Annotated in this window: 22 protein-coding genes; 18 read left to right on the top strand and 4 right to left on the bottom strand. The window is 69.3% G+C overall.

What is annotated here, in order from left to right:
• Positions 1 to 11 precede the first annotated feature (11 nt).
• Positions 12 to 2,591 (top strand): bifunctional FO biosynthesis protein CofGH, encoded by a 2,580-nt coding sequence (locus ABT025_RS09055; RefSeq protein ID WP_350991540.1) that lies wholly within the window; start codon positions 12 to 14, stop codon positions 2,589 to 2,591.
• A 154-nt stretch (positions 2,592 to 2,745) separates the two neighbouring features.
• Here the strand turns inward: ABT025_RS09055 and ABT025_RS09050 are convergent, their stop codons facing one another.
• Together ABT025_RS09050 and eccE are read right to left on the bottom strand one after the other, a co-directional pair.
• Entirely contained in the window at positions 2,746 to 3,510 is a 765-nt protein-coding gene (locus ABT025_RS09050) for a hypothetical protein (RefSeq protein WP_350991538.1), read from the bottom strand.
• Between the two features lie 11 nt (positions 3,511 to 3,521).
• On the bottom strand, positions 3,522 to 4,700 hold the full coding sequence (gene eccE, locus ABT025_RS09045) for a type VII secretion protein EccE (protein ID WP_502971910.1): 1,179 nt from the start codon (positions 4,698 to 4,700) through the stop codon (positions 3,522 to 3,524).
• Positions 4,701 to 5,018: 318 nt separating this feature from the next.
• On the opposite strand from eccE, the gene eccB reads away from it, so the two are divergent.
• The 14 genes from eccB to ABT025_RS08975 all read left to right on the top strand — a co-directional run bounded on the left by eccB (position 5,019) and on the right by ABT025_RS08975 (position 16,002).
• Entirely contained in the window at positions 5,019 to 6,563 is a 1,545-nt protein-coding gene (eccB, locus tag ABT025_RS09040) for a type VII secretion protein EccB (RefSeq protein ID WP_350991534.1), read from the top strand.
• A gap of 179 nt (positions 6,564 to 6,742) precedes the next feature.
• Positions 6,743 to 7,870, top strand: a complete 1,128-nt coding sequence (gene mycP, locus ABT025_RS09035; protein WP_350991771.1) for a type VII secretion-associated serine protease mycosin — start codon at positions 6,743 to 6,745, stop codon at positions 7,868 to 7,870.
• A gap of 147 nt (positions 7,871 to 8,017) precedes the next feature.
• Positions 8,018 to 8,368, top strand: coding sequence for a WXG100 family type VII secretion target (locus ABT025_RS09030; RefSeq protein WP_350991532.1), 351 nt, complete (start codon positions 8,018 to 8,020; stop codon positions 8,366 to 8,368).
• A gap of 37 nt (positions 8,369 to 8,405) precedes the next feature.
• Entirely contained in the window at positions 8,406 to 8,687 is a 282-nt protein-coding gene (locus ABT025_RS09025; RefSeq protein WP_350991530.1) for a WXG100 family type VII secretion target, read from the top strand.
• Positions 8,688 to 8,798: 111 nt separating this feature from the next.
• On the top strand, positions 8,799 to 9,260 hold the full coding sequence (locus tag ABT025_RS09020) for a DUF2563 family protein (RefSeq protein ID WP_350991528.1): 462 nt from the start codon (positions 8,799 to 8,801) through the stop codon (positions 9,258 to 9,260).
• 31 nt (positions 9,261 to 9,291) lie between these two features.
• Positions 9,292 to 10,800 carry a WXG100 family type VII secretion target gene (locus ABT025_RS09015; RefSeq protein WP_350991526.1) on the top strand — a complete coding sequence of 503 codons (1,509 nt, stop codon included), beginning with the start codon at positions 9,292 to 9,294 and terminating at the stop codon, positions 10,798 to 10,800.
• A 95-nt stretch (positions 10,801 to 10,895) separates the two neighbouring features.
• Positions 10,896 to 12,095 (top strand): S8 family serine peptidase, encoded by a 1,200-nt coding sequence (locus ABT025_RS09010; RefSeq protein WP_350991524.1) that lies wholly within the window; start codon positions 10,896 to 10,898, stop codon positions 12,093 to 12,095.
• Between the two features lie 68 nt (positions 12,096 to 12,163).
• A complete protein-coding gene (locus ABT025_RS09005) occupies positions 12,164 to 12,916 on the top strand; it encodes a hypothetical protein (RefSeq protein ID WP_350991522.1) in 753 nt (250 codons plus the stop codon).
• A 21-nt stretch (positions 12,917 to 12,937) separates the two neighbouring features.
• A complete protein-coding gene (locus ABT025_RS09000; protein WP_350991520.1) occupies positions 12,938 to 13,243 on the top strand; it encodes a hypothetical protein in 306 nt (101 codons plus the stop codon).
• 14 nt (positions 13,244 to 13,257) lie between these two features.
• Positions 13,258 to 13,992, top strand: a complete 735-nt coding sequence (locus tag ABT025_RS08995; protein WP_350991518.1) for a hypothetical protein — start codon at positions 13,258 to 13,260, stop codon at positions 13,990 to 13,992.
• 151 nt (positions 13,993 to 14,143) lie between these two features.
• The gene (locus tag ABT025_RS08990) at positions 14,144 to 14,440 is read left to right on the top strand and encodes a hypothetical protein (protein WP_350991516.1); all 297 of its coding nucleotides are present in this window, start codon (positions 14,144 to 14,146) and stop codon (positions 14,438 to 14,440) included.
• A 68-nt stretch (positions 14,441 to 14,508) separates the two neighbouring features.
• Positions 14,509 to 14,835 (top strand): hypothetical protein, encoded by a 327-nt coding sequence (locus ABT025_RS08985; protein ID WP_350991514.1) that lies wholly within the window; start codon positions 14,509 to 14,511, stop codon positions 14,833 to 14,835.
• A gap of 261 nt (positions 14,836 to 15,096) precedes the next feature.
• A complete protein-coding gene (locus ABT025_RS08980; RefSeq protein WP_350991512.1) occupies positions 15,097 to 15,414 on the top strand; it encodes a hypothetical protein in 318 nt (105 codons plus the stop codon).
• An 18-nt stretch (positions 15,415 to 15,432) separates the two neighbouring features.
• Positions 15,433 to 16,002 carry a hypothetical protein gene (locus ABT025_RS08975; RefSeq protein WP_350991510.1) on the top strand — a complete coding sequence of 190 codons (570 nt, stop codon included), beginning with the start codon at positions 15,433 to 15,435 and terminating at the stop codon, positions 16,000 to 16,002.
• A 129-nt stretch (positions 16,003 to 16,131) separates the two neighbouring features.
• Here the strand turns inward: ABT025_RS08975 and eccCa are convergent, their stop codons facing one another.
• The gene (gene eccCa / locus ABT025_RS08970) at positions 16,132 to 20,094 is read right to left on the bottom strand and encodes a type VII secretion protein EccCa (RefSeq protein ID WP_350991508.1); all 3,963 of its coding nucleotides are present in this window, start codon (positions 20,092 to 20,094) and stop codon (positions 16,132 to 16,134) included.
• 161 nt (positions 20,095 to 20,255) lie between these two features.
• On the opposite strand from eccCa, the gene eccD reads away from it, so the two are divergent.
• Together eccD and ABT025_RS08960 are read left to right on the top strand one after the other, a co-directional pair.
• Entirely contained in the window at positions 20,256 to 21,731 is a 1,476-nt protein-coding gene (gene eccD, locus ABT025_RS08965) for a type VII secretion integral membrane protein EccD (RefSeq protein ID WP_350991506.1), read from the top strand.
• A gap of 292 nt (positions 21,732 to 22,023) precedes the next feature.
• Complete coding sequence (locus tag ABT025_RS08960; protein WP_350991504.1) at positions 22,024 to 22,995, top strand: RpnC/YadD family protein; 972 nt, start codon at positions 22,024 to 22,026, stop codon at positions 22,993 to 22,995.
• A gap of 3 nt (positions 22,996 to 22,998) precedes the next feature.
• On the opposite strand, the gene ABT025_RS08955 is transcribed toward ABT025_RS08960, so the two are convergent.
• On the bottom strand, positions 22,999 to 23,925 hold the full coding sequence (locus ABT025_RS08955) for an SDR family oxidoreductase (RefSeq protein WP_350991502.1): 927 nt from the start codon (positions 23,923 to 23,925) through the stop codon (positions 22,999 to 23,001).
• Positions 23,926 to 24,237: 312 nt separating this feature from the next.
• Here ABT025_RS08955 and ABT025_RS08950 point away from each other — a divergent pair, with 312 nt between their 5' ends.
• Complete coding sequence (locus ABT025_RS08950) at positions 24,238 to 25,218, top strand: alpha/beta fold hydrolase (protein ID WP_350991500.1); 981 nt, start codon at positions 24,238 to 24,240, stop codon at positions 25,216 to 25,218.
• Positions 25,219 to 25,378: the final 160 nt, after the last annotated feature.

Raw genomic sequence — 25,378 nt, 5'->3', positions numbered from 1 at the left:
ATGCTCGGTTCATGACCGATCCTCAGAGCGGACACCCCACCACCAACTCCATGCGACGTGCCCTCAAGCGTGCCAGAGACGGTGTCGCCCTCGATGTGGCCGAGGCCGCCGTCCTGCTCCAGGCACGCGGCGACGATCTGACGGATCTCGCCGCCTCCGCCGCCCGGGTGCGGGACGCGGGCCTCGAGGCGGCGGGCCGGCCGGGTGTCATCACGTACTCCCGCAAGGTCTTCATCCCGCTGACCCGGCTGTGCCGCGACAAGTGCCACTACTGCACCTTCGTCACCGTGCCGGGCAAGCTCCGGCGGGACGGCCACGGCATGTTCCTGTCCCCGGACGAGGTCCTCGACATCGCCCGCAAGGGCGCGGCGATGGGCTGCAAGGAAGCGCTGTTCACGCTGGGCGACCGGCCGGAGGACCGCTGGCCCGAGGCGCGGGAGTGGCTGGAGGCCGAGGGGTACGACGACACTCTCGCGTACGTACGGGCCATGGCGATCCGCGTCCTCGAGGAGACCGGCCTCCTCCCGCACCTCAACCCGGGCGTGATGACCTGGACCGACCTTCAGCGGCTCAAGCCGGTGGCGCCCTCCATGGGCATGATGCTGGAGACGACCGCGACCCGGCTGTGGTCCGAGCCCGGCGGTCCGCACCACGGCTCCCCGGACAAGGAACCGGCCGTGCGGCTGCGGGTCCTGGAGGACGCGGGCCGCTCCAACGTCCCCTTCACCACCGGCATCCTCATCGGCATCGGCGAGTCGTACGAGGAGCGTGCCGACTCACTCTTCGAGCTGCGGAAGACCGCCCGCGCCTACCACGGCATCCAGGAAGTCATCATCCAGAACTTCCGGGCCAAGCCCGACACGGCGATGCGCGCCATGCCGGACGCGGAGCTGGAGGAACTGGCCGCCGCCATCGCCGTCGCCCGCCACATCCTCGGCCCGTCCGCGCGCATCCAGGCCCCGCCGAACCTCGTCGACGCGGAGTACGCGCTGATCGTCGGCGCCGGGATCGACGACTGGGGCGGTGTCTCGCCGCTCACTCCGGACCATGTGAACCCCGAGCGCCCCTGGCCGCACATCGACGAGCTCGCCGCGAGGACGGCCGAGTCCGGCTTCCGGCTCCGCGAACGCCTCACCATCTACCCGGAGTTCATCCAGCGCGGCGAGCCCTGGCTCGACCCCCGCCTCCTCCCGCACGTCCGCGCCCTCGCCGACCCGGAGACCGGGCTCGCGAGGGAGGGGGCGATCCCCGCCGGTCTGCCCTGGCAGGAGCCCGACGAGGGCTTCAACGCCTCGGGCCGCACCGATCTGCACCGCACCATCGACACCGAGGGCCGCACCGGCGACCGCCGGAACGACTTCGACGAGGTGTACGGGGACTGGGAGGCGCTCCGCGAGGCGGCGGCGCCCGGCATGGTCCCGTCCCGTATCGACAGCGATGTGAAGGGCGCCCTCGGCCAGGCCGCCGCCGACCCGACGAAGCTCACCGACGACCAGGCGCTCACCCTGCTGCACGCGGACGGGCCCGCCCTCGACGAGCTCTGCCGGATCGCTGACACGCTGCGCCGGGACGTGGTCGGTGACGACGTCACGTACATCGTCACGCGCAACATCAACTTCACCAACGTCTGCTACACCGGCTGCCGGTTCTGCGCCTTCGCGCAGCGGCGTACCGACGCCGACGCGTACACCCTGTCCCTGGACCAGGTCGCCGACCGGGCCGCACAGGCCTGGGACGTCGGCGCGGTCGAGGTCTGCATGCAGGGCGGCATCCACCCGGACCTGCCCGGTACGGCGTACTTCGACATCGCGCGGGCGGTGAAGGAGCGCGTACCAGGCATGCACGTCCACGCCTTCTCGCCGATGGAGGTCGTGAACGGCGCCACTCGCACCGGCATGTCGATCCGCGACTGGCTGATCGCCGCCAAGGAGGCCGGGCTCGACTCCATCCCCGGCACCGCGGCCGAGATCCTGGACGACGAGGTCCGCTGGGTCCTCACCAAGGGCAAGCTGCCGACGGCGACGTGGCTGGAGGTCATCAAGACGGCCCACGAGGTGGGCCTGCGCTCCTCCTCCACGATGATGTACGGCCACGTCGACCAGCCCCGCCACTGGCTGGGCCACCTGCGCACCCTCGCGAACCTCCAGCAGGAGACGGGCGGCCTCACGGAGTTCGTGACGCTCCCCTTCATCCACACCAACGCGCCCGTCTACCTCGCCGGCATCGCCCGGCCCGGCCCCACGGACCGCGACAACCGGGCCGTCACCGCGATGGCCCGCCTGCTGCTCCACCCGCACATCACCAACATCCAGACCAGCTGGGTGAAGCTGGGCACGGAGGGCGCGGCGGAGATGCTCCGTTCGGGCGCGAACGACCTGGGCGGCACGCTGATGGAGGAGACCATCTCCCGTATGGCCGGGTCGAGTTACGGCTCGTACAAGTCCGTGCAGGACCTGGTCGCGGTGGCCGAGGCCGCGGGCCGCCCGGCGAAGCCGCGCACGACGCTGTACGGAGAGGTCCCCGAGGAGCGGGTGAAGGCGGCCACCGCATCGGACGGGCATCTGCCGGAGCTGCTGCCGGTGCTGCCCTGAGGAGGTAGGGGGCGGGCGGCCCGGCGTGGTGGAGCCGGGCCGCCCGCCCTTCCCTGCCGGGCGGTCACGTCATGGGCGGGCGACGTACTCCGTTGCGGCTGTACCGGCCGGCGAGTGGGGACAGCCGGACCCACCGCACGGGTCGCGACGCACGTCAGTCCAGGCGGCGCGGGCTCCCGAGGAGTCCGGTCTCGACGTCGGTCGGCACCATCTTGACCAGCTTCCGGTGCGTGGTCGTGCACCACAGCATCATGTCGTCGCCGAGCGAGGGCAGCGCTTCCGACTGCACCCGGGGCAGCCCCAGAATGCGCCCGAGGACCGCCGCCTCCTCGGGGGAGACCCGCTGGATCCCGACCAGGCCCGCGTTCTCGATCAGCCTCGTCGCCGTCGGGCCCAGGAACGGCAGCAGCGTCAGCACGGACTGCCACGGTCCGGGCGCCAGCCGGCTGCGCGGCGGCCGCATGCCGCAGTCCCGCACGATCAGGACGGGACCGGTGACCGACGCGCCCTGCGGTCCCACCTGCTTGACGTCGTGCACCGTCATGCACTGCTGGCCCCCGCCGGCGGCCTGGGCGAGCCCCGCCCACGCCTGCGGCCTGGCCGTCTCGACGGCGACGCGCGCGCCGGTGCCGGCGGTGCGCAGCGCCAGTACGTGCGCCGACCACAGACCGCCGATGACCACGACATCGAGCTGGGCGGGGCGGAAGAGGCCGAGTACCGCGGGCTGCCTCTTCGCGTCGACACCCACCACGACCCCGTCGTCGCCGAGCGGCAGCGACAGTGCGGCGAGCTGTTCCACGGGCAGCACGTGCCGGTCACGGCGCGGGCCGAGCAGCCCGAATCCGGCCCTGCCCCGTCCGGCCGGCGGTGGGACGGGGGCAGCCGGGCCGGCAGGGCCGCCGGGGCCGGGAGGCGTCATGCGAGGGGTGGTCAACGGGTACCTCCGAGGGGCAAGGTCGCCAGCACACCGGGAAGCTGTTCGCGGTCGAGCCGTACGAGGCTGACTTTCACGCTGCGTGCGGCGCGCTCCAACTGCCTGCGTATCGTTACGAGTTCGTTGCTACCGCGCGCGGTGAGGCGGACGTAGCCGCTGACGGCAGGTGCACCACCGGTCCCACGCGACACGGCCAGGCTGAAGGTGCTGGCCGACGCGGGCATCGACGTCAGGAGCGCCACCAGCTGTGCCGTCGGCGCCGCTTCCGCGCCCAGGTGCGGCCAGCGGCCGACCCAGTAGGTCGTGTGCCAGCGGTCGTCGCAGCGCCAGGCGCGGGCGGACTCCGTGGTGCGCCGCAGCGGCACGTCGGCCCGCATCGCCTGCGTGCTGGCCTGCGGATTCACCCCGGCCGACGTCGCGAGTGCGGACGTCACCTGTGCCTCGGTCAGTACCGAGGCGTCGAACCCCGCACCGGCCAGCCGGCTCGCCAGCTGGTCCGTGGCCCGCAGAAGCGCGCGCTGTGCTCCGCCGACGCCGCCGCCGCGTGCGCGCACCGCCTCCGGGCACAGCTCCGGGTCGAGTTTCAGCGCTATCCACGTCAGCCGGATCGCGGGGGTGCCGACCTGTGCCTGGAGCGGTGCGTACGACCGTGCCGCCGCGGCCTGTTCGGGCACGTGCGGCCCGGGCGCGGGCTGCGTGTGCTGCACGACCTGCACCGACTCCAGCCGGATGTCGTCCACTTCCAGGGCGTCGTGCAGCAGGCCGAGCTCCAGCGGCCGCGCGTCCCGGGCCATCCGCAGCGGTTCGTCCCGCGGCTGCACGAGCAGCATGGCTGTCAGGAACGTTCCGTCACCCACCATCCCGATGCCGCGCCCGCTCTGCCGGTCGGTGTAGGTGTACGTCCGCAAGGCCGCCTCGCACTCGACGACCGGCGCCAGCGCGGGGTCCACTCCTTCCGCGGACCACGGCCGTCGCGCGGCCCTCAGCCGCCCGCGCAGCGCCACGACCGCGCTGAGCCACTCCATCACCGGCCGCCCCCGCCGCCGCAGAATCGCCAGCAGCACCAGCACGGCCGCAACCAGGCCCATCGGCACCATCAGGATCCTGTTCGTCACCCACGCGATCAGCATCAGCGCGCCGGCGACCTCCATCAGCACCACCTGGTGCAACCGCACCCCGCCGATCCGTCCCGGCTTCGGGTGCACGCTCATCACTGCAGTCGTCGCGCTGGTCATTCCCCCGGTATGTCCCTCCGTGTCGCGGCACTACGGCGTGTGCGAGCCGGCCCGCCGCCATCGGCACACCGGCCCGCGACCGCCCACTGTCCCACGCCCGGCGATGAGGAGGTCGAACGGGGGTTCGCGGGGGGCCCGGTCGGACGGGGGCGCCGTCCCGCTTCCCGAGCGAGGACCCGCACTGCGGTGAACGAGCGTCGGCGGGCATAGTGGGTGCCGCTCGCGAGGCAGCTATAACCACGGGGAGAAAAAGGGCAGATGGCATCACGGCGTGACGAACTCAATGCCTACACCTTCGCGAAGAAGCGGCTGACCGCCGCCTTTCTGCAACCGTCCGCCGTCGGTACGGACGAGGGGGCGCCGCGCCCGCTGCGTGCCGTGCTGCCGGGAGTGGTGGTGGGCGCCCTGCTGGTGGCGGGTTTCGGGGCCTGGGGCATCTTCAAGCCCAAGGTTCCCGACGGCTGGGACGACCCCGGTGCCCACGTCATCGTCGGCAGTGAATCGACCACCCGCTACGTCGTCCTGGAGACCGGCGGAGTCAAGCGCCTCCACCCCGTGCTGAACTTCTCCTCCGCGAAACTGCTCCTGGACCCGGACAACTCCTCGGTGATCCAGGTGGACGAGGCCGAACTCGACAACGGGAAGATCCAGCGCGGCCCGATGCTCGGCATACCGTACGCACCCGACCGGCTGCCCAGCGGGGAGGACGCGGGCCGCAACAAGCTCTGGGCGGTCTGCGAACAGCCGGGCACCGGCGACGCCGTGCAGAAGGCGGTCTTCCTGCTCGCCGACCGGGAGGCGGACAAGGTGGGCGGCAAGCAGCAGCTCCGCCCCGGTCAGGCCCTCTACGTAGAGGCGGACGGCGGGACCGGCACCCGGTACCTGGTGGACGCGGACGGCACACAGCACGTCATCGGGACCACCGGCGGCAAGAAGCTCTCGGCCCGGGACGAGGTACTGCGCCGCTCACTGTTCAGCGAGGGCGCGAAGCCCCAGAAGGTCACCAAGGACTGGCTGGGCACCCTTCACGCCGGTGCGCCCATCGACTTCCCGCGGCTGCCCGGCAAGGCCGGCGACCCGGCCGGTGTCACGGGCCTGGATCCCGCCCTGAACAAGGTCGGCACCGTACTCAAAGCCGTGGCAGGCACCGGCATGCAGCAGTACGTCGTCCTGCCGGGGGCGGTCGCCCCGGTGTCCGACCTCGTCGCCAGGCTGCTCCTGACGAGTCCGGAGGCGGAGGCGCTGGGGCAGAAGGCGCAGGCCACCGAGGTCGGACCGCAGTCCTTCACCCCCTCGCCGGACGAGTTCTACGCGAAGTACGGCTGGCCCGAGCAGGTCCCGACACAGGCCAACGACACGTCGGCCCGGACCGGAACCGTCTGCAACGTGTTGCACGGCGTCGACGCGGCGGGCAAGCCGAACCTGACCACCTGGGCCGGACCCCGGTATCCGGTCGACTTCCTGGACGGCGCCACCAGCGCGTACGTCACACCCGGCAGCGGTGAGCTGTACCGGCAGTTCAACGGCTCTTCCCCCACCACCGGTTCGCTCTTCCTCGTGACGGACACCGGGTTGCGCTACGCCGTGCAGACGAACAACGACAGCAGCGCGGACCCCTCCGAGATCGGCGCCTCCCCGACGCCCGGCAACGCGGAGATGCAGGCGGCCGACGTCAACAAGGCCCAGATCAGGCTCGGCTACAAGGACGTGAAGCCGCTGCCGGTGCCGGACAACTGGTCCGCGCTCCTGCCCAAGGGGCCGCGGCTCGACACCAACAGCGCCAAGCAGCCGCAGAGTTCCTGACGACGGAAGGGAGGAAGCGCGTGATGACCACTCGCAAGGGGTTCCGTTCCTCGGCCGTCGTGCTGCTCCTGACGGGCTCGGTGACGGTCGGCCTGCCGGCGCTCGCCGAGACGTCCGCGGTGGCACGGGGTTCCGTCCCGCAGACGAGTTCAGAGGGCAGCGGTGAGTGCACGTTCCCGATGAAGAAACAGATCAAGGGCCGTCCCTGGGCTCTCCAGCGGCTGGTCTTCGACCGGCTCTGGCAGGACACCAGGGGGAAGGGGGTGCGGGTCGCGGTGATCGACACCGGTGTCGACGCCACGAACCCCCAGCTGAAGACCGCGGTCGACCGAGCATCCGGGACCGATCTGCTGCCGCCCTCGAAGGACGGGACTCAGGACCCGGCCGCGGGCGCTCCCAAGGGCAAGGGCGGCGGTGACGGCACAACCGATGTCATCGGCCACGGCACCAAGGTCGCCGGCATCATCGCGGCCCGCTCGCGCCCGGGCACGGGATTCGTCGGTCTCGCTCCGGAAGCGACGATCATCCCCATCCGGCAGAACGACGACAAGGGCACCGGCACCGCGGCCACGATGGCCGCGGCCATCCGCCACGCCATCGCGAAGCGCGCCACGGTCATCAACATCTCCCAGGACACGGTCAAGCCGCTGAAGGCCGACTCCGACCTGGCGCTCGCGGTGCGCGAGGCTCTGGACAAGGACATCGTCGTGGTGGCGTCGGCGGGCAACGACGGCCTCGCCGGCAAGGTCAAACTGACGTATCCGGCGGCCTATCCGGGCGTCCTGGCGGTGGCCGCGTCGGACCGCAACGACGAGCGGGCGCCGTTCTCCCAGACCGGATCCTTCGTAGGGGTCGCGGCGCCGGGCGTGGACATGGTGTCCACCGTGCCGAAGGGCGGCCAGTGCGTCGACAACGGCACGAGCTTCTCGGCCCCCTACGTCGCCGGGGTCGCCGCCCTCATCCGGGCCAAGCACCCGGACTGGAAGCAGTTCCAGGTGGTCGCCCAGATCGAGCAGACCGCCGAACGCGCGGTCAAGGGGCGGGACGACTTCATCGGGTGGGGAGTCGTCGACCCGGTGCGCGCTCTCAACGACGACGAACACCCCGTGAGCGCGCCCACGCCGGACCGTGCCGTTTCGAATGGGCCCGCCGGACCGGAACCAATCGCGCTCCAGATGGGTGAGACAAGGCAGGAGCGGTTCGAACGGATCTCGATCTACGTGACGGCCGCCACTGGTCTCCTGGTCGCCGTGATCGCGGGAACCGCAATCGTGCTGCGGGACCGTCGTCGTCGGCGAACCGGGTGAATGGTCAACAACTATCCAGGCAGGGACCTCTGTTGGATTCGGTGGTGGTCGCAGCTAAAGTGTTTATTGACAACTTTGGTTCGATGTACATACGGAATCCGACAGTCGGGTACCTTGCAACATCCGATTCATGGGGGAAGGTGCGTTGTGGGAGACAAACTCAAGCTTTCAGCTGATCAGATCGACAAGCTCATCAGCGAGCTCGGCAATATGCACGACACGCTCGAAAGCAGGATCAGCCACCTCAATGGGGTCATTGACGCCGTCGAGGGGCACTGGAAGGGCGTCGCGGCCAACGCGTACAACGGCCTCCAGACGCAGGTCAACCTCGATGTGCGCAACCTGAAGGAGCTTCTGGCCTTCACCAAGGAAGCCGTGACGGCGAGCCGTGACGGCTTCGACGCCGAGGAGATCGAGCGCCTCAACAGCTTCAAGGGCGTCGGCGGCGAAGACCTGGGCAGCAACGGCGTCCTGGACCGGTTCCAGGTCTCTTCGTAACCCGTCCCAGTCCCGCCTCGCATCAGGAGACCGTTCCATGGAGATTACGTACTCCGGCGTCGTCGAAGCCTCGAACCAGGTCAAGACGACTGCCAACACCATCAAGACGCAGCTCGACGAGCTGAACACCAAGGTCAAGGCCGTCGTCGCCACGTGGGACGGTGAGACGCAGCAGGCGTTCCACGACCGTCACAGCACGTGGGACATCAAGGTGAACCACATGCACGAGACCTTGCTGACCATTTCGACGAAGCTCATGGAAGCCACCGAGGGCTACCGGGCGAACGACCTCGCCCAGGCCAGGCGCTTCCAGGGCTGACCCAGGCTCAGATGAATCACGACGGAACCGGCACGCTGTGGGTGTGGGATGCGGTCACCGCATCCCACACCCGCGCCTGCGGTTCCGCGGCACTTTAGGGGAGGTGCTTGCATGGGTGCTCGACTTCCGGACGATCCGGCCACTACGCCGTCGGACCTGGACACGCCCACCGAGTCTCTGCAGAAGTTCAAGATTCGCGTGGACAAGCTTCTTACCGCGCTCGACGCGTCACCGGCCGCGCACAGCCGCATCACTGAACAGAAGGTCACACCCGCCGCGTACGGCACCGGTTTCCCGGAGGCGTACGGGCTCTCCGGCGCCTACGACAAGGTGCACGGGCGCTTGGTGGAGCTCTCCAAGACGCTCGGTGATCAACTGGAAGCGATGGGCATCACCGTCGATTTCGCGGACCGCGGTTACCAGAACGTGGACCAGGAGTACGCGGACCGGCTCAACGCCATCCAGATGCGCACCGAGATCAACTACAGGAAGCCCGGATCCGACAAGGATCCCGGAGCGCCTGCGGAGGACAAGACCGGCGACGGTTCGTCCAGCGGACAAGACGGCTTGTAACACGTGAAGTGAACGGGGGACAGGGACACGCATGGGCGACTCGAAGAAGCTGCCACCACTCAATGCCTGCTACAACACATCCGACTTCGAGAACGCGTCGTACGAGGACATGCTCGGCATGGTCCGTGGGGTCAACCCCACGGGGATCATCGCCCGCGGCACCGCTCTCGTCGACGCGCAGGTCGAGATCGAGAAGATCGGCGCCGAGCTCAAGGAACACGTAGGCCGCACTACTTGGAAGGGCGCGGGCGGTGATGCCTTCCGCGAGTGGGGCGACGGCTTCGCCAAGGAGACCCTGAAGCTGGCCGACTACGCAGGCGCCGCCGGCTCCGCCATGCAGACGGCCGGCCAGGCGCTCAGCGAGGTCGCCAAGGTGGTTCAGGGCCATCCCGAGGCCACGGGGATGTGCTACGCGGACGAGGCGAAGGAGAAGACCCGCCTCGCCGCTGTCGAGACGGCGCGGAACGAAGCCATTCCGCAGATGAACAAGCTTGCCTCGTACTACATGATGGCGGAGCAGTCGATCTCCTCGCAGGAGGAGCCGAACTTCAAGCCGCTGCCGGAGGCAGCGCTGCCGAAGAGCCCGGTCGATGGCGGGAAGACGCGCATCGGCACGTCAGGAGGCAGCACGGACTCGGCGACGGGTCCGCAGAGTGGGAGCACTTCGACGAGCGCTCATCACTACTCCGTCTCGTCCCCCAGCGGCGTCACCGGATCTTCCTCGGCACCGGACGGCGTTCCCATCGTCCATACGCCGCAGCACGTCACCGCCGTGCCCGGGGCTCCGGACACCACGGGGACGAACATCGACACCGTGACGATGCCCCAGGCCCCGCCGACCACCACGACCCCGCCCACCGGTGGGTTTCCCCCGCAGGGTCCGACGGGCGGTGGACACCAGACGCCACTTCCGCCGGTGGTGATGCCCCCACGTACAGGTCCGTTCGGTCCCGGGGACAACATCGGGCGTATCACCCCCACCGGACCGGGCGGCAAGGGCCCCGTGGACAGCGTCCGTCCCCCGGTGATCACTCCCGGCAGGGGAGGGGTGGAAGGCGTCCGGCCTCCCATGACTACCCGGACCGACACCGGCATCCACGGCGGTACGCCGGCTCATGGACAGACCGGGACCGGCCCGGTCCGGAGCACATCGCGTGGCTTGGTGGTCGGCGGCGAGAGGCAGACGGCCGGCCACGGAATGATGGGCGGCGGCACCGGCGGCCAAGGAGGTCCCGTGGGGCGGACCACCGGCATCGGCGGCTCGCAACGCCTGGTCACCGAGCCCGGCGGCACCGTGCGGACACCACGAGGAACGCAGCCGGGGGCAGGGCGGGAGTTCACCCAGGGCGGTACGGGGCTCGTCCGCGAATCGGCCAGGACCGGCGGTGCGATGGGCCCGATGGGCGGTGCTATGGGCGGCGCGTCCCAGGGCACGTCGCGACGTTCACAGCGACGTGACGGCGAGCATCCGGGATACCTCGACGACGAAGAGAACTGGACCACGGGGGACGACGGCGTTGTTCCTCCAGTGATCGACTAGAGCCGGTTCCGGAGCAGCGACGCCGGACGGCGGACAGACAACGAGTGGGTGGCATGAGGTCAACGGTCAGGCGTCTATGCAGGCGTGCGCCGTCGGTGGTGGCAGCACTGGGTTCCCTGCTCCTCATCGGCGGCGCGATCGCCCCGGCCGCGGCCGCGGACACCATTCGCGACCGCGAGTGGTACCTGGACCGGATGCAGGCCGGTGAGATGTGGAAGACCAGTACCGGTAAGGGGATCACTGTCGCTCTGCTCGACACCGGCGTGATCCCCTCCGTTCCGGAACTCACGGGAAAAGTGCTCGCGGGGAAGAACTTCGTGGAGCCTCAGCTGGGTGCGCACAAGGACTCGGACGGGCACGGCACCGCCATGGCGATGCTCATCGCAGGGAACGGGGCGAACGGCCAGGGTGTGAAGGGTCTTGCACCGGACGCGCGCATCCTCCCGCTGACGGTTTTCGGATCCACCAAGGAATCGGGCACCAACAGCGTCCCGGCTCTGGTCGCCGCCATCCGGTACGCCGCCGACAGTGAAGCCCGGATCATCAACATGTCGTTGGCCTACGAGAGCTTCTCGCTCGACGAGGACGAGCAGGCCGATCTCCAACTGGCCGTGGACTACGCCGTGAAGCGCGGGAAGTTGCTCCTGGCGGGTACCGGTAACAGGGGCGACAAGGAGAACAGAGCCGCGTATCCGGCGGCGAGTCTCGGCGTCGCGGGCATCGGAGCCGTGGACAAGACGTCCTCGGTCACGAAGTTCTCCGTGTCGGGACCCCAGGTGGCGCTCGCCGCCCCGGGGAAGGACATCCCGATCCTCTGCGGAGGTGGCACGCCCGGATACTGCACCAGCTGGGGAACCAGCCAGGCGACGGCTCTCACCTCCGCCTCGGCCGCTCTCATCTGGTCCAAGCACCCCGCCTGGACCGGCAACCAGGTTCTCCGCGTCCTGATGAACACCGCTGGCAAGCCGACCGAGGGCGCGATCCCCAGCCGCTTCATCGGCTACGGCACGATCCGCCCCCGCCTGGCCGTCCTCGGCGACCCGGGAGACCCGGGCCCGGCAGACGTGAACCCCTTGGTGGCCGCACGGTCGCCCAAGTCCCCGTCGCCGACCGCCCCGAGCGGAGCCGGCAGCCCTGCGGCTGACCCGAAGCAGTCGGCGGCGCCCGCTGCCTCGGCGAAGGCCGATGAAGGCAAGGGCATCGGCGCGATGATCTGGGTCATCGCCGGAGTCGGCATGGTGGTTGTCGTCGGCGCGGTGCTGCTGCGTCGGAGAGCTGCCGGTATCCGGCGTTGAACACGTTTTGCCACTCACCCACCCCCACTCGAACTCAGCTGTAGCGCACAGGCCGCGAGGGAAGCATCGTGAACGAAGAATTCATACAGGGTCTGCAGCATTTCCAGCAGCAGGCGCTGAACCTGCAGAACATGATGGCGAGCCTGCAGGACCAAATGCCCCAGGGCGCCGAAGGAACGGATGCACAGGGTGCCGTGACCATCCGGCTGGCTGCGGACGGGCTTCCGGAATTCATCAAGGCCGCCTCGGACTGGCAGCGCAGGCAGCCACCCGAGGCCATCGGGGCCGTTGTGGTCGAGGCGTACGGGGCGGCGATGAGCTCACAGATGGAGGGCCTGTCGCGTTCCTTCGACGAGGCGGACTGGCAGGCCAAGGCCGACCGGATGGACGGCGCACTTGCCACACCCGGTCCTTCGGGCCCCTCGGCGGCAGCGGGAGTCCCCGAGCCCGATCTGCGTTACGTCGTCCCGCGGAGCCTCGACGAGGTGACCGAGGACATGCTCTCCGCGTTCGGTGCGGTGGAGCAGCTCGCCATGGAGGTCCCGGAGCCGGTGCACGCCACCGGAAAGTCGACGGCCCACCGAGTCGTTCTCACCGTGGCGAAGGGCGGCCTCGTCTCCTGCGAGGTGGACCCTCAGTGGGCGATGAAGCAGTCGTCCATCGGGCTCAACCAGGCGTTCGAAGAGGCCCTGGCCGATGCCCGCGTCAAACTCAGCGCTCTTGAGGCCACGGCCGGGGACGGAGTGGCCAACCTGCAGCTCGGCAGCCTGCTGAACGAAGCACTGGCCATTCTGAGCGACCCCCGGCGCCTCGCCGAATAACTCCTGAAGGGATTCGAGACATTGGCTGACCCCGATCTCAAAGTCATTACCGACGGGCTGCGTACCGACGCGGCCATGTGGGACGAACAGAGCGCCGCGATGAAAGCGGTTCACACCGCGGTCGAGGGAACGCGCATGAACCACCTCCAGGCCGGAGTGTTCCAGCTCCTGGTGTCGGCCTACGGAGCCGTGGTCGATCAGGTCTCCGAGCGCAGCTCCGAGGGTGCGACACAGATGGCGGCAGTCGCCTCGGCCTTGTACAAGAATGCGAAGGCATACGACGACCACGAGGTCGAAACGAAAAAGCACGTGGATCACGCCTACTAGACGGGGAATTTCGAATGGCTTTCAACGCGGCACAATACGAAGCGACTTCTCAGAAGCTGACCTCCGGAATCCAGACGCTCTCGACGAAGCTGAACCAGGTCGGTCCGAAGGCGGAATCCACCGCGAACCACTGGTACGTACCCGATGTCATCGCGAAGGCCCTGATCTGGGCCGCGAACAAGGTCATCGAGGCCGCCTCCTGGGTTCTCAACAAGATCAAGGAGCTGCTGGAGGGGATAGCGGCGCCCGTCTACCTGGCGATCCACACCTGGGACTGGCAGTCGGACATCCGTGGGAAGGCCACGGGCGTTGCCGGCAGCACCACGGCCGACCAGCTCCAGTCCCTCAAGCACTGGACCGGCGACGCCGCCACTTCGTACACGACGGCCGTGAAGGCCCAGCCCATCGCGGCCGCCAAGGTCGGAACGACCGCTGACAAGGTCGCCACGGGTCTGGCGCTGTGCGCCACTGCCGGGCTGGCGTTCTACGTCGCCCTGGCCGTCATCCTGGCTCAGTACATCGTGACCATGATCGGTGCGATCGCGGCGCTGGGTTCCGTTGTCTTCTCCTGGGCAGGTGCGGCCCTCATCGTCGGCGACACCACCGTGAGCATCGGCTACATCATCACGGCCGTCACCGCGCTCCTGGCCCTGCTGGGCGCACAGGCCCAGCAGATGTCCGCCATCGAGGGTGAAGCCCGTGACATGACGGCCTACCCCAACGGACACTGGCCCGTCGCAGCACCGTGAGCTCCGGCGTTCGTCCGGCGCCGGACGAACGGCCGTCGCGGTCCCGGACGCGTGGATTCATCGGATCAACAGGCAGGTGTACTTCATGTACGGATTGCGGGCAGTTCTCTGGGCCGTCGGCCTGGTTGCCTTGGTGTGTCCGTTCTTCCTGATGAGATCGGACCTCCCCAAGTCGGTCCTGATTCTCTGCGTGATCCTGGCGATCGGCTGCCCGATGGTGGCCGAGGGGCATGCCGCGTGGCGGAAGCAGGGCGCACGCCAAGCCGAGCAGCGAGACTGGTACGTCCAGAACTTCGGCTCGATCGACGCCCTGCGGCAGGCCGTCGATGAGCCGGGGCTGCGTCGTATCCGCGACGAGAAGGGTCCTGCCAACGCGGTACGGGAGGTCAAGCGCCAGCATCCCCGGCTTCCGCTGGACGTGGCGGTAACCCTGGTCAGGGCATTGTGAGCCGCGAGGGAAGCCCGAGCAGGGGAGGGCGGGCCTCAGGAGAGGCTCGCCCCGCTGGTCTGTACTGGTTGCGACTGCCGCTTTGGTGTGCCGCCCTGGCCTGCTTCTATGTGGTGTTCGCGGTTCGGCCTCATAGTCTGCCGCTGACGATCCTTCTTTACGCCCTGTTCGTTCTCCTTCCGGCCTGTGCCGAGGGATACGCGCAGCGGCGGCGTCAGAAGGACTGGTACGGACAGTTCGGGTCCACCGACGCATTGCGGTCGATCGTGACGAACGAGGCGGAACTTCGCCGGATCCGTGACGAAAAGGGGTTGCTGGTGGCTGCCCGCCGGTTCAGGCGCCAGTTCCCCCGGTGCCCCTTGCCCGAAGCCCTGAAGCTCGTTCAGTCGCTGTGACCGCTCACGCCCTCTCCGCGGCCGCCCAGGTCGGAACAGGCACTCCTGAGGCCGCCATGGGCCCGAGGGCTGTCCGGTGCCGGCAGGGTCTCCGCGTGGCGCCGGGCCTCGGTGCCCGGCTCAGGGCAACGGCACCCGGCGTCGCGATCGTGACGCCGGGTTTGCGCATCTCGGGACCGGGCGCGTGAATTCTCGGATCGACAGACAGGCGGCCTGATGCGTGTATTGCGGGTAGTTCTCTGGAGCGTTGGCCTGGTGGCAATGGCAGGTGTCTTCTTCACGTTGCAGGCGGGTCTCCCCAAGGCTGTCTGGATTCTCTGCATCGTCCTGGCTGTGGCCTGCCCGACAGCGGCCGAGGGGCGTTCTGCATGGCAGACACCGGGTGGGCGCCGAGCGGAGCAACGAGACTGGTACGCCGCCAACTTCGGCTCGATCGATGCGCTGCGGCAGGCCGTTGACGAGCCGGGCCTCCGTCGCATCCGGGACGAGAAGGGGGCTGCGAATGCGGTGCGAGAGGTCAAGCGCCGGCACCCCAAGCTTCCGCTGCACGTCGCGGTGACGCTCGTCAAGGCGCTTTGAGCAGGAGAGGGAAGCATCATGACCACACCCTCCAACACCACCGAAGGGCTCTCGCTCCCCGCTGAGCGGGCGCGCCGCGGCGGTTTCTACCTCGGGCTGATCCTCGCGGCGATGCTCTGCCTGGTGCTCCTCGAAGCACTCGTCCTCTTTGTGATCGGCGTGCTGATCATGGGTGAGGATCTGGGGTTCATGGGCGAGGCGGGTGTAGTCGGATATGTGGGACTACCGGTGCTGGGAGGGATGGTGGCCCTGCTGCCGCTGATTGCCCTGGTGCCGCGGTATCCGTCCCTGCGCATCGATCCGGTCGGCATGAGCAAGGTGCAACGCGGGCGCACGGAGACCGTGCGGTGGACCGATATCGACCAGGTCCGGTTCAACAGCAGGCAGAGCCTGCTGCTGTTGGTACTGAAGGAGGGGGCTCTCCCCGAGAAGCAGATCACCGTGGCAGGGCCGAGGGCGGTCATTCTCTACTCGCTCGGAAACTCCCTGTGGCGTCGGCGCAGGCCCGGCCACCCTGCCCTGATCATCGACGCGCTCGAGCGATTCGCCCCGGGAAGGTACATCGCCCAGCCCTGGAACCTGGGCTGAGGGCTGTCCTGCAATTCCTGGCGGGACAGCGCTTGGGCCGACGCGTAGAACAGACACCGTCTCGGCGCATGAAGGAGGGGGCAGGCCCACGACCGGGCCTGCCCCCTCCTTCGTACCGCGATACCCCGCTCAGCCCAGGTCCGGCGGCAGCCAGCCCGTCTGGATCAGGGAAGGCGTGCTGCGGCGGGAGACGAACAGACCCCGGCCCGGAGGCAGCGGGCGGGCCTTCACGTCGCCGAGGAGTTCGCCCTCGCCGGGGTGGCCGGACAGGACGACGCCCTGGGCTCCCAGCTCCTTGAAGCGCTGCATGAAGGGCTCGTACGAGGAGCGGCCGGCCCCCGCGCTGCTGCGCGCGATGATGAAGTTGACCCCCGCGTCGCGTGCGTAGGGCAGGTTGTCGACCAGCTGCGCCATCGGGTTGCCGGACGACGTCGCGACCAGGTCGTAGTCGTCGACGATGATGAACGCCCGCGGCCCCCTCCACCAGCTGCGCGTGCGCAACTGCTGCGGTGTCACATCGGGGCCGGGGATGCGGCTGGTGATGAGGGTGTTCATGTCCTGGAGGTACTTGTCGAACGCGTTCTGGGTCGTCGAGTACCCGACCAGGTACGGCTCGGGCACGCACTCCAGCAGGCTTCGCCGGTAGTCGCCGACACAGATCAGCGCCTCCTGCGGGGTGTACCGCTCGGTGATCTGCTTGATGAGCAGCCGCAGCACCGAACTCTTCCCGGACTCCGACTCACCGAAGACCGCGAACAGCGGATCGGTGTCGAAGTCCACGAAGACCGGTGCGAGGTTCATCTCGTCGATGCCGAACGCGACACCGCCGCGGCTCTGGTCGGGGCCGCTCGGCAGCTCACGCGCGGACAGCATCCTGGGCAGCATGCGGACCTGCGGGGCGTGCGGGCCGGGCCAGTTGTCGGTCGTGGCCTTGACGAAGGCGGCGGTGGCATCAGACAGGCTGTCGGCGTCCGAGGAGTCGTCGATGCGCGGCAGTCCGCCCATGAAGTGCAGCTTCTCCGCGGTCAGACCGCGGCCCGGTGTGCCGACGGGGACGTTCACCGCGATCTTGCGGTCCAGTTCGGAGTCGGTCGGGTCGCCGAGGCGCAGCTCCAGCCGGTTGAGCAACTGGTCCTTGAGCGCTGCCCGCATCTCCATGTACCGGGCGACGGTGGCGATCAGGTGCACGCCCAGCCCGAGGCCCCGGGCGGCGATGTCGGCGACGACGGGCTCCAGGAACTCGTAGTCCGTCTTGAAGGACTGCCAGCCGTCGATGACCAGGAAGACGTCGCCCCACGGCTCGCCCGGCAGCCGGCCCGCGGCACGGAGCCGGCGGTACGTGGCGATCGAGTCGATGTTGTTGTCCCGGAAGAACTCCTCGCGCCGGTTGAGGATCCCCGAGACCTCGGCGACCGTACGGCGGATCTTCTCCGGGTCGAGCCGGGAGGCCACCCCGCCGACGTGCGGCAGGCCCTCGACGGCGATCATGCCGCCACCGCCGAAGTCCATCCCGTAGAACTGCACTTCGTTCGGCGTGTGAGTGAGGGCGAAGGAGCCGATCAGCGCACGCAGGAGGGTGGACTTGCCGGAGCGGGGGCCGCCGACGATCAGCATGTGACCGGCCGCCCCCGAGAAGTCCCGTACCAGGGAGTCGCGTCGCTGCTCGAAGGGCTTGTCCACCAGCCCGAAGGGAACGACCAGAGAACCGTTCTGGGCGTACTGCGGGGAGTGGAGTCCGCGCTCGGGCGTCACCGCCAGCGGCGGCAGCAGCTGATCGAGGGACGGGGCCTCGGTGAGAGGCGGCAGCCATACCTGGTGGGCCAGGGGTCCCTGACCCTCCAGACGGCGTGCGATGACGTCGAGAACCGTGTCCGCCAGCGCGTCGGGGGTACTCTGCCCCGGGCTGTAGGAGACGTGCGGATCGGGCTCGGGGTAGTGGACCGCCACCGGATCCGCGGTGAAGAGCACGGGGCGCCGGTCGATGGGCAGTTCACCGCTGCGCACGACGGGGCTGACCCCCGGGCGGTAGGTGCCCGACACGTACGCGGCCTTGAAGCGCGTCATCCCCTCGGTGCCGAACTTCAGGAACCCGGAGCCGGGTACCGAAGGCAGGTGGTAGGCGTCGGGCACGCCCAGCGCGGTACGGGATTCGGCGGCGGAGAAGGTGCGCAGACCGATCCGGTAGGACAGATAGGTGTCCAGACCGCGGAGGCGGCCCTCCTCCAGACGCTGCGAGGCCAGCAGCAGGTGCACACCCAGGGACCGGCCGATGCGGCCGATCTGGATGAACATGTCGATGAAGTCTGGCTTGGCGGTGAGGAGTTCACTGAACTCGTCGATCACCAGGACCAGTGACGCCAGGGGCTCCAGCGGGGCCCCTGCGGCGCGGGCCTTCTCGTAGTCGGTGAGGTTCGAGTAGTTGCCCGATGCGCGAAGGAGCTCCTGACGGCGCTGCAGCTCACCCGTGATGGAGTCCCGCATGCGGTCGACCAGGGTGAGGTCGTCCGCCAGGTTGGTGATGACCGCGGCGACGTGCGGAAGCTCGGACATCCCCGCGAACGTCGCGCCGCCCTTGAAGTCGGCGAGGACGAAGTTGAGCGTCTCGGAGGAGTGGGTGACCGCCAGGCCGAGCACCAGGGTGCGCAGCAGTTCGGACTTGCCGGAACCGGTCGCCCCCACACACAGTCCGTGCGGGCCCATACCCTCCTGCGCGGCCTCCTTGAGGTCGAGCATGACGGGCGAGCCGTCCTCACCGATGCCGATCGGTACGCGCAGCCTCTCGGCCGTCGAACGCGGCCGCCAGACGGTGTTGGTGTCGACCGCGGCCGGATCGCCGATGCCCAGCAGATCCGTGAAGTCCAGGTTGGCGAGCAGGGGCTCGTCGTCCTCCGACCCGCTGCCCATCCGCAACGGGGCGAGCTGACGTCCCAGAGCCTCCGCGGTTCCGACCGGCAGGAGGTCGGGCGTGCCGTGATAGGTGGCCGTGGCGGACTCCAGCCGGAGCCGGCCCGGCCGCACGGCGATGTGCAGCTGACCGCGGGGCTCGTCCAGCTCCTCCGGAACGATCTCCACGACGGTCACGCCCTGCAGTCCCTCCGAGGAGGCGAGCAGCGACTCCGCCGGCACCAGCGCGCCGTCCAGCACGACGACCACGTGCGGCTGGTCCAGGAGCGGTGATCCCTCGCGGTTGAACCGGGACCGGCCCGTGAGGGTGTTCTTGAGCAGCTCCTCGACCTCTGTGAGGTTGTCGCCGAACAGCCGCTTCGTACCTGCGCCGTCGGACGACCCGGGGACCTGGGCGTGCGGCAGCCACTTCGTCCAGTCCCACTGGTCGGTCACGTCCGGGGACGCCGCCACAGCGACCATGAGGTCGTCGGGCGAGTGCAGCGCGACCAGGCCGGCCACCATCGCGCGCGCGGAAGCGCGCGCCGATCCCGGATCGCCCGAGAACACGACGTGGTAGAAGGCGCGAAGGGATACCGCCATGGGAAGCCGGTCGAGCGAACCGTGCGTGGCCAGGAACTGGTGCATGGCTCCGGCCGACAACGGCTCCAGCTCGTCCAGCGGCGCGGTGCTCGGAGCCACCAGCGGTGTCCACAGCTGCTGCGGTCCCAGACCGACGCGGACCTGTCCGAAGTCGTTGTCGCCGATCCGCCGCTCCCAGAGTCGCTCGCCCTCGGCGACCAGCGACCACAGCTGGTCCGGGTCCGGGTGCAGGTAGAACTGCGCGTCTCTCTGGGCCGCCGCGGTCTTGCGCACCTTCCGTCGGGTCTGCGCGAGATACTTCAGGTAGTCACGGCGCCCTTCCGAGGCTTCGCCCTGGCTTCCCTTGCGATGCCGTATCACCTGCGCTATCGCCATGGCCGCTGTCGACATCAGCATCATGACGCCCATGATCTTCATGAACGGCTGTGAGCCGGGCATGAAGAAGAACACCACCGACGAGCCCATACCGAGCATCGGCAGCAACTGCATGGCCACGCCTTCCTGCTGCCCGCGCGGCAGTTCAGGAGGCGACTCAAGTCTTACTTCCGCCGCGGACGTCTCAGGCGGCATGGCCCGAGGTGGGCGTTTGACGACGATCTGGGTCACCGGCGAATCAATCCCTCAGTGCGGCCCGGAGAGTTGTGGGCCGGCACCCCCGTGGCAGCGACCTACCTCCGCGTGCCGATAATCCTACGTGCAGCCCACGGAGGGGCCCCCGATAGGGTGGCGCTCCTGCCCAGGAGCTCGGTGCACAACGAACGAGGGGGATGTATCAGGTGAGTTCGACCATATCAACCGGTTTTTGCCGAATAACGGTCGTGGCACCGGACAGTCGTATCGATGTCGCCCTCCCGGACGATGTCGCTGTCGCCGACCTCCTTCCGGAGATCCTGCGGCTGACCGGCCAGGCCACCCCGCCCGGGGCACCCCCCGGCTACCACCTGGCCCGCCGGGACGGCACCCTCCTGGACCTCACCCACCCGATGGCCGTCCAGCGAGTCCTGGACGGAGACGTCCTGCGGCTTCGGCCCTTCGCGGAATCGCTCCCCCCGGCCGTCTTCGACGATGTCACCGACGCGGTCGCCTCCGCCGTCCGCCGCGACCGCGCTCTCTGGAGCGACCAGCTGTTCCGCGTCTCGGGTCTCTTCGGCGGCGCGCTCCTGCTCGTACTCATGGGCTTCGTGCTCTGGTTCTCCGACCCGGTCCGGCACGACATGCACGGCCTGCCGGGCATCGTCGCCGCCGCCGTCGGGGTGCTGCTCGTCGTGCTCGCCGCAGTCAGGGCCCGTAGCTACGGCGACCGGGCCTCCGCGATCGCGCTCGGCCTCGCGGCTCTGCCGCACCTGATGATCGCCGGGTCCGGCATCCTCGCGCTCGACCCGGGCACCGGCATCGGGCGTCTGCAGTTCCTGCTCGGCTGCGCCACGGTGCTCTGCTTCTCCGCCGGGCTCGTCGCCGCGATGCCGTCCGGCGACGCGCCGTTCGTCGCCATCGTCTTCGCCTCGGCGGTCGGCACCCTCGCGACGTTCTGCTCGATCCTCGCCGAAGTCCGCCCCAGCGAGACCGCCGCTGTCTGCGCGGTGGTCGCGATCGGGGCCATCGCCTTCCTTCCCGGGCTCTCGGCGCGGGTGGCCCACCTGCCGATCGGCTACGCGGCCCCCCGCCCCACTTCGGATGCCGACCTCGACCACACGCCGGGCGCCGGCGAGGGCGGTGCCGTCGACGCCGAACGCATCGCGGCCCAGGCCCGGCGCGGGCACGAGCTGCTGCTTGGCCTTGTCGGAGGCTGCTGCGTGGTCGTCGTCGCGGCCGCCGCCGTCCTCGGCTTCTCCACCGACGTCTGGGGCCAGGCCCTCGCGCTGGTCGCCGGCCTGGCCATGCTGTTGCGGGCACGGCTGTTCCGCTACACCGCCCAGGTCGTCGCCGTGCTGGGCGCGGGCCTCGCCGCCCTGGGCCTGCTGGTGCTGGGGCTGTCACTCAATCCGCCGGCCGACGCCGTCATCAAGCTCCTGACGGAACAGGACCGAGGACCGCTCGACATCCGTACGCTGTGGCTCGCCGCGGCCGTCACGGCCGGTGCCGCACTGCTGATCGGCATCGCCCTGATCATTCCGAAGAGGGGGCTGTCACCCTTCTGGGGCCGTCTCTCCGACCTGGCCGAGGTCGTACTCCTCCTCGCGCTCGTCCCGCTCTGTCTGGCCGTCCTCGACGTGTACTCCTCGGCACGCGGCATGACCAGCTAGGGCCTGTCGCCTGACCCCGTTCCCGACCGGCCGGTGACCGCGTGGGGTTCCACCCCGAGCAAGGGGAGACCTCGGGCGGGGCGCCTGCCGCAGCAGCGGAACACAGGCTGCTTCCGGAGCCGTGCGGTCGCTCCGGAAGCGGCTGCTCGTAACTGCCGTTGCCGGTACGTCACCCACATGGGTGAGTGAACTCCGTGGACAGGGAAGGGCGTTACGTGCGGGCATATTCTCCTGGCAAGTAGACCCGGTGCTCGGGGCACTTCGAGCATCACGCCACTCGCAGGAGTCCCGCATGGTCAGTTCGCCCCACGAGGCGATGCACCGCATCTTCCAGGAGCACCCGGGCCTGTTCTCCCGTGTCTCGGAAATACTGGGGATCACGATCTCCCCACCCGTCTCGGTCACCGTGATGCCCACCGACCTGACCGAGAACCGTCCACTGGAACGGCGCGTGGACACCCTGCTTCGCCTGGACACGGAGAACGACGAGCCGCTGCTCCTGGCCATCGAGGCCCAAGGGAAGAAGGACACGGACAAGCCGGCGAGCTGGGCCTATTACCTGTCCTACCTGTACACGAAATACCGGCTCCCGCCGCTGCTGCTGGTCGTCTGCCAGGACCGTGCAACCGCGGAGTGGGCCTCCCGCCCCGTCCCCATCGGCCCCCGCCAGTGGCCCGCGCTCACCCTGCGCCCGCTCGTCGCGGGCCCGCACAACATGCCGGTGATCACCGATGTCGCCGAGGCCCGCAAGGACCTGGCGCTCACCACGCTGGCGGCGATCACACATGCCGCCGATCCGGACATCGGTGCCATACTGAAAACGCTGTCCACCGCTCTGCGGGACGTACCGGAAATCATCGCCGATCCCCTTGTCGAACTCACCGCACAAGGCCTGGGCAACCGCCCGGCCGCACAACAGTGGAGAAACCTGGTGGCCGTGGACCTCTCTTTCTACAAGTCCTTCATGGCAGAGGAAATCCGGGACGAGGGCCGGACGGAAGGCCGGACGGAAGGCCGGACGGAAGGCATCGCGCAGGGCATCCTGCTCTTCCTCGCGCGGGCAGGCGTCGACGTACCGGACGAGGCGCGTGAACGGATCACCAGCTGTGGCGATCTCGACACCCTGAACCGCTGGCTTCTGCGGGCCCCCACCGCCCGGTCGGCCGAGGACGTCTTCGCCGAGGAGCAGGCGGCCCCTCAGCCGGAGCGAGCTTCCCGAACGACACCCACGACACCCACGACCCCCACGACCCCCACGACCTGACCGTCACCGGTACCCCGTCGCGTCCGCCGGTTCTCCGGCGGCGTCGACCTCCACCAGGTAGCGCCAGCAGTCGGGGCGTGAACCGTCGAGGTCGGTGAAGCCGTACTCCTGGGCGAGCTGCCCGCTGGACAGCGACCGGCCGTTCCAGCGGGCGAGGCGGGCGTCACCGGCCAGTGCCGCGACCGCGCGCCCGACGTACGCCGGGCTCTCCGAGATGCAGAAGTGCGGCACCTCGGCCAGCGCGTCGCGCCAGTTCTCCTCGGTCACACCGAAGTTGTCGAGCATCATCTCCGAGCGCAGCCAGCCCGGGGTGAGCGCCACCGCCGTACCGCCGTGCGGTTCCAGCTCGTGTGCGAGCACGAACGCCATGCGCAGCACACTGTTCTTGACCAGGTCGTAGAAGTAGGAGTTGCGATAGTTCGCGCCGTTGTACGCGGCAGTCCCGTCGGTCATCTCGACCACGAGCCCGCCGGGCCGACGCACCAGCAGGGGAAGCACGAAGTGGCTGGTGATCGCGTGCGTCTCCACGCCGAGCCGGAGCAGCCGCAGTCCGTTGTCGAGATCGTGCTCCCACACCGGCTTGTCGAACGCGAACAGCCGCTCGCCGCCCCAGATGTCGTTGACGAGCACGTCGAGCCGCCCCTGCTCGGCGTCGATGCGCCCGGCCAGCGCGCGGACCTGTTCGGGCACCAGGTGGTCGGTCGGCACGGCGATGCCGGTTCCGCCGGCGGCCGTCACGAGTTCCGCGGTCTCCTCGATCGTCTCGGGCCGGTCGTACTCCGAGCGCCGTTCACGAGTGGTGCGCCCGGTGACGTAGACGGTCGCACCCGCCGCGCCGAGCTGCACCGCGATGCCTCGCCCGGCGCCCCGGGTGGCCCCCGCGACCAGTGCGGTCCTTCCGTGGAGTGCCGGTTTCGATGTGTCGGACATGAATCCCCTCGAGGTCACGGTCTGCCTGTTCGCCCGGTCCGCTTCGGCTGTCGATGAGGACCGGTGGCCCCATGTTCGGCGCGAAACCGGACACCGTGTGTCTTATTTCTTCGTGTTTCTTCACGCGCCCCGTTCCGGCGGGCGGTGCGGTTCACGGCCGCCACCGCCGCTGCTGCCGCCCTCGTGGGCCGGACTTGCCGAATCGGCAAACGGACTCGTCTTCCGGACAGCGCCTTGCGCATGATCGATGCAGAACGGGGACGGCGGTCGGCGCCGGCCCCGGCGCACAGCGGCTGGTCCAGGAGGACACGTATGGCACCGCACAGTTCGGCAATCGCGCATAGGTCGGTCACTTCTCGGGGAGGCCGGATCCACCTCGTCGAGCAGGGAACCGGACCCCTGGTGCTGCTGATCCACGGCTTCCCCGAGTCCTGGTACTCCTGGCGCCACCAGTTGCCGGCGCTGGCGGCAGCGGGGTACCGGGCGGTCGCCATCGACGTACGGGGCTACGGCCGCTCCTCCGCGCCGGCCGCGACGGACGCGTACCGGATGCTCGACCTCGTGGAGGACAACGCCGCGGTGGTCGGCGCCCTGGGCGAGGAGTCGGCCGTGATCGTCGGCCATGACTGGGGTGCCACCATCGCCGCGGACTCCGCCCTGCTCAGGCCGGAGGTCTTCCGCGCGGTGGGGTTGCTGAGCGTTCCCTACACCCCGCCCGGCGGCCCGCGCCCGACCAGCGTCTTCGACCGGATGGGCGGGGACGAGGAGTTCTACGTCCCGTACTTCCAGGAGCCCGGCCGTGCCGAGGCCGAGATCGAACCCGATGTACGCGGCTGGCTCGCAGGCTTCTACGCGGCCCTTTCCGCCGACACCATGCCCGCGGCCGGTGCCCCGGACCCGCACTTCGTCAGCAGGGGCGGCACGTTGCGCGACCGTTTTCCCGACGGCCGGCTTCCCGGCTGGCTCGGTGAGCAGGATCTCGACTTCTATGCCGCCGAGTTCGAACGCACCGGCCTGACCGGCGCGCTGAACCGGTACCGGAACATGGACCGCGACTGGGAGGACCTCACCGCGTTCAACGGCGCCCCCATCACCCAGCCCTCCGTGTTCATCGGCGGTGCTCTGGACGCCTCCACGACCTGGCTGTCCGACGCGATCGACGCCTACCCGGCCACGCTTCCGGGCCTGGTCTCCTCCCACGTCCTCGACGGCTGCGGACACTGGATCCAGCAGGAACGTCCTGCCGAGGTCAACCGGATCCTCACCCAGTGGCTGGCCACGCTGCCCGGCTGAAGCACTCGCCCGGGGCGTCAGGTCCGGTGCCGTCGAACCGGTCCGAGCCGATGCCCGTACGCCACCGCCCCGCCACCGCCCCGCCACCGGCCCCTTCCGGTGCGGGGAGCTCTGTGGCAGTCCAACAGAGCCTCCGCGGGCGATGACCGCGGAGTCCACG

Origin of the sequence: Streptomyces sp. NPDC002809 (assembly GCF_040295435.1) — a bacterium.
GTDB lineage: Bacteria > Actinomycetota > Actinomycetes > Streptomycetales > Streptomycetaceae > Streptomyces.
The sequence above is the reverse complement of the archived record's forward strand: the minus strand, read 5'-3'. Positions and strand labels throughout refer to the sequence as shown.

Excerpts from the sequence above, each read along its gene's own strand:
- ABT025_RS08950 (WP_350991500.1), top strand. The coding sequence starts at position 24,238 with ATGGCACCGCACAGTTCGGCAATCGCGCATAGGTCGGTCACTTCTCGG.
- ABT025_RS09050 (WP_350991538.1), bottom strand. The coding sequence starts at position 3,510 with ATGACGCCTCCCGGCCCCGGCGGCCCTGCCGGCCCGGCTGCCCCCGTC.
- ABT025_RS08995 (WP_350991518.1), top strand. The coding sequence starts at position 13,258 with ATGGCTTTCAACGCGGCACAATACGAAGCGACTTCTCAGAAGCTGACC.
- ABT025_RS08960 (WP_350991504.1), top strand. The coding sequence starts at position 22,024 with ATGGTCAGTTCGCCCCACGAGGCGATGCACCGCATCTTCCAGGAGCAC.
- ABT025_RS08990 (WP_350991516.1), top strand. The coding sequence starts at position 14,144 with ATGAGATCGGACCTCCCCAAGTCGGTCCTGATTCTCTGCGTGATCCTG.
- ABT025_RS08955 (WP_350991502.1), bottom strand. The coding sequence starts at position 23,925 with ATGTCCGACACATCGAAACCGGCACTCCACGGAAGGACCGCACTGGTC.
- ABT025_RS09055 (WP_350991540.1), top strand. The coding sequence starts at position 12 with ATGACCGATCCTCAGAGCGGACACCCCACCACCAACTCCATGCGACGT.
- eccB (WP_350991534.1), top strand. The coding sequence starts at position 5,019 with ATGGCATCACGGCGTGACGAACTCAATGCCTACACCTTCGCGAAGAAG.
- ABT025_RS08975 (WP_350991510.1), top strand. The coding sequence starts at position 15,433 with ATGACCACACCCTCCAACACCACCGAAGGGCTCTCGCTCCCCGCTGAG.
- ABT025_RS09020 (WP_350991528.1), top strand. The coding sequence starts at position 8,799 with ATGGGTGCTCGACTTCCGGACGATCCGGCCACTACGCCGTCGGACCTG.
- eccD (WP_350991506.1), top strand. The coding sequence starts at position 20,256 with ATGTATCAGGTGAGTTCGACCATATCAACCGGTTTTTGCCGAATAACG.
- ABT025_RS09015 (WP_350991526.1), top strand. The coding sequence starts at position 9,292 with ATGGGCGACTCGAAGAAGCTGCCACCACTCAATGCCTGCTACAACACA.
- ABT025_RS08980 (WP_350991512.1), top strand. The coding sequence starts at position 15,097 with ATGGCAGGTGTCTTCTTCACGTTGCAGGCGGGTCTCCCCAAGGCTGTC.
- mycP (WP_350991771.1), top strand. The coding sequence starts at position 6,743 with ATGAAGAAACAGATCAAGGGCCGTCCCTGGGCTCTCCAGCGGCTGGTC.
- ABT025_RS09025 (WP_350991530.1), top strand. The coding sequence starts at position 8,406 with ATGGAGATTACGTACTCCGGCGTCGTCGAAGCCTCGAACCAGGTCAAG.